Source organism: Endozoicomonas sp. SESOKO3 (assembly GCF_024606255.1).
Genome location: NZ_JAHHPR010000185.1, coordinates 1 through 2,971, shown reverse-complemented (window position 1 = coordinate 2,971; position 2,971 = coordinate 1). Strand labels below are relative to the sequence as shown.

The window sequence follows — 2,971 nt, the reverse complement described above, 5'->3', positions numbered from 1 at the left end:
AATTAATATTGTTATGAGTACCGATCATGAAAATTATAAAATTAATAATATTATATATTCTCTCTTTAAGTCTGCATGCTGGAGAGCTTTACAGATTTGATTACTACGATGTTCATGTAGAAGTACTTCATCAAATAGGTAAAAGTGAAGTCGAATCAGATGATGTAGGTTATGAACTATTCGGTTTGAGCTATGGATTTACAAACGACAAAAAAGATCTAATCACAGCTTTTCTATTCAAAAGTAAATTGAATCATGCCAATAGTTATGAATATACATGTGTGAAAATTAATTCATCAGGCAATATTATTGAACTTAGAAAAAATATAAAGCCAATATTTAATAATAAAAATAAGCCAAGTGAAAGTTGCCTCATTTATGAAAATAGCACGACTATAAACCCTAATAAAAACCTATATCATGTTAGTTATTGGGCGGTGATAGAAAAAATAGATGAACTTTTGTATCAAGAAAGATCGGAATCAACACTATCTCCGAACACGAGAACCAATTTATATCCATTTGCTCTAAGAGTAGACGGCAAGCCAGTACTTTTTATATCAGCGTATTATCAATATGAATCAAAAGGGAGCAAGGTTTTTGCCTGTCAAATAATAGACGAGAATGGGAAGTTAATATCATTTTTAGAACACATACCTGCAATAAAAGAAAAAGGCTTTTTTCCTGGTACGGATAATTATAAACCGAGTAAACGTTGCCGAGTCAGTTAAGCACAGTGCCAACGGTACTGATAACAAAAATTTCCAGTTCGTTCCGGGCTTCGCCCTCCACCCGGCGCGCTTGGCGGCGCGCGGCTGAAATTGGTGTTATGCGCTTCGTAAAAAAATAATCATGAGTAGCTTATGAGTGCAAAAACTAATTATATATTGTTTATATCTTTATTTTGGGGCGCAAGCTCATTCATGATTGCCCACTATGTTATGGACAAAATTCCCGTTAGTTTTCCCATCAATCGGAATGACTTTGATTCGATTTTTTTTATTGCTCCTATATGTACGTTTTTATTATCTTGTATAATCTGTCACAAGCTGATTTCAATCGATGAAGATAAAGTGGTTTCAAGTAGTTGTAAATCAGGGGCGATTGTAGGCTTTTTAAGTCATATGCCAATATGGTTCATATTTACTATTTATAATTTTTCTCTAAGTGATATTTTTATAGTTCAAAAATTTTGGCTTTTATATATTGGGAGTACAATTTTAATAGGATGGATCACAGTTCCATATGGATTGATCTCAGGAGTATTAGTTGCATCAACGTATACAGGTATAAAATACCCAGATCATGATGAATAAAAATCATAATAAAAAGGAAGAAGTTACTAGTACTATCTCAAATCTGAAATTTCTGTCGGTTGCACTTATTATATAAATCCAGCCCTTCGCTGCTTATCGTAATCTTCCATGCCACGCATAACAAGTGGTACCAGGTGACCGCACCTGCGGCGCGTCACCTGAACCAAGCGTTAGCCGACAGCAGTATGAAAGTTTTTTCTATTTTTCCAATAGATGAATCACGAACCAAAATCTACGCCAGCAACCAGTCTGGTCAATTCCAGTTCTGATTAGTTCTCAGTAATGCATGTCTGTAGATTCTGTGTCAGTCGATGAAAAATCTGCGGTGTCTTGTTGGGCATGTCAGCGTGGATTCACGGTGTTTATGAGTATTTGGTCCGGCGCACTAAACCAGTTAAAAGTTGTATCAGCATTGGCGTTGCCTGCAAGTTTTCCAGCGGTAACTTTTATGCACTTCAAGCGGTGCAGCAGGTGCAGGTTTTGCTGAAACTCCTCTGCATCTATCAACATTGTCCCAGACGGCAGGGCTGCCGGGCTAACAAATACAGGCAAAGGGATGGCTCACTGCGTTCGCCACCCTTGCTGCCAGCGTTAGGTGCCAAACATCAACGTCAGATTCCAGAAGTTCAAGCTTAACTTGTGCATACATCAAGCACGCACAGAGTTGTTCAAAGCAACAAAATATAAAATGTGCCAACACATTTACTGGCCTTATTGAAAATGACAAAAATAAGGGTATCGGATCCACTTTCTTGCAAAACGAGTTTCACCCGTGTTGTCACAATCAGCAAAATAAAGTCTGTGCAAGCAAATTCCGCCTGTAAGTTCGTGCCAACAATTTCAAACGACATTTTGTTTATAACTGGCAAGCAAGGCATTGTGCCAAACAAATATTATTTCCCAGCAAAGTCGAAGCAAACTTATCGTGCCAGCAGCTGCACCTAACAAATCGTTCCAGCCGACCGCCTACGGCGGCGGCTGAACTCAAGCGTTAGGTGCCAAGGCTCATACCAAGAGTTCAAATCTTTGAGGTCAGTCTGTGCCGGTAGATTTTTTTGCTCAGTAGATGAGGGCAAAACTCTATATCTGTCGTGATTTTTGGGTTTCGTTTTTGCTGGCGATCAGCATTGTTATTTTTTGACCTATGCTTTGACGCCAGCACAAGCTTCTGAGCTTCTATCGAGTTTTGGGGTTGGCTCAGTGTTTCTGGCGAGCAAGTTCTTTAGCTTTTGACCTTTGCTTTCACGCCAGTTTCAGCTTGGTCACCTTCTCCGCAGGTGGCAGTCAGTTAGTTTAAACAATCTGGTTAGTTTTTTGGTTCCGTGCCGCTGGCGGTCCGGCATTTGAGTCGTTCTCAAGGGTTGGTGTGGGTTCAGTGCTTCTGGCGGTTTGACTCAAATCTCTCACAGGCAAAGTGCCGCGCCAGTTTCAGCATGGTCACCTTCTCGGCTTTTTGCTCAGGGTTTAAGTCCGTCTCCTCTGCCTTTCTCAGCAGGTGCCTGACAGAAAGTTCTGAGCAAGCGGCGAGAAAAGAGACTTCGGGTTGGGTGTCATCAGAAAAATCGGAGTGAAAATAGCACCTAACAAATGGTTCAAGTTCGTTCCGGGGCTTCGCCCCTCCACCCGACGCCGCCGTCGGCGGCGCGGCTGAACCA

4 protein-coding genes are annotated in these 2,971 nt (G+C 40.8%); 2 read left to right on the top strand and 2 right to left on the bottom strand.

Annotation, left to right across the window (positions count from 1 at the left end):
- Positions 1 to 26 precede the first annotated feature (26 nt).
- Entirely contained in the window at positions 27 to 731 is a 705-nt protein-coding gene (locus KDK18_RS03255) for a hypothetical protein (RefSeq protein ID WP_257253183.1), read from the top strand.
- Positions 732 to 863: 132 nt separating this feature from the next.
- Entirely contained in the window at positions 864 to 1,316 is a 453-nt protein-coding gene (locus tag KDK18_RS03250; RefSeq protein ID WP_257253181.1) for a hypothetical protein, read from the top strand.
- Between the two features lie 342 nt (positions 1,317 to 1,658).
- Here KDK18_RS03250 and KDK18_RS03245 read toward each other — a convergent pair whose 3' ends face one another.
- Positions 1,659 to 1,868, bottom strand: a complete 210-nt coding sequence (locus KDK18_RS03245) for a hypothetical protein (RefSeq protein ID WP_257253180.1) — start codon at positions 1,866 to 1,868, stop codon at positions 1,659 to 1,661.
- Between the two features lie 820 nt (positions 1,869 to 2,688).
- Positions 2,689 to 2,971, bottom strand: a 283-nt coding sequence (locus tag KDK18_RS03240) for a hypothetical protein (protein ID WP_257253179.1), incomplete at its 5' end; no start/stop codon positions are given.

What these genes read in the sequence shown, in the direction of transcription:
- KDK18_RS03255 (WP_257253183.1), top strand. Translation starts at nt 27, where the DNA reads ATGAAAATTATAAAATTAATAATATTATATATTCTCTCTTTAAGTCTG.
- KDK18_RS03250 (WP_257253181.1), top strand. Translation starts at nt 864, where the DNA reads ATGAGTGCAAAAACTAATTATATATTGTTTATATCTTTATTTTGGGGC.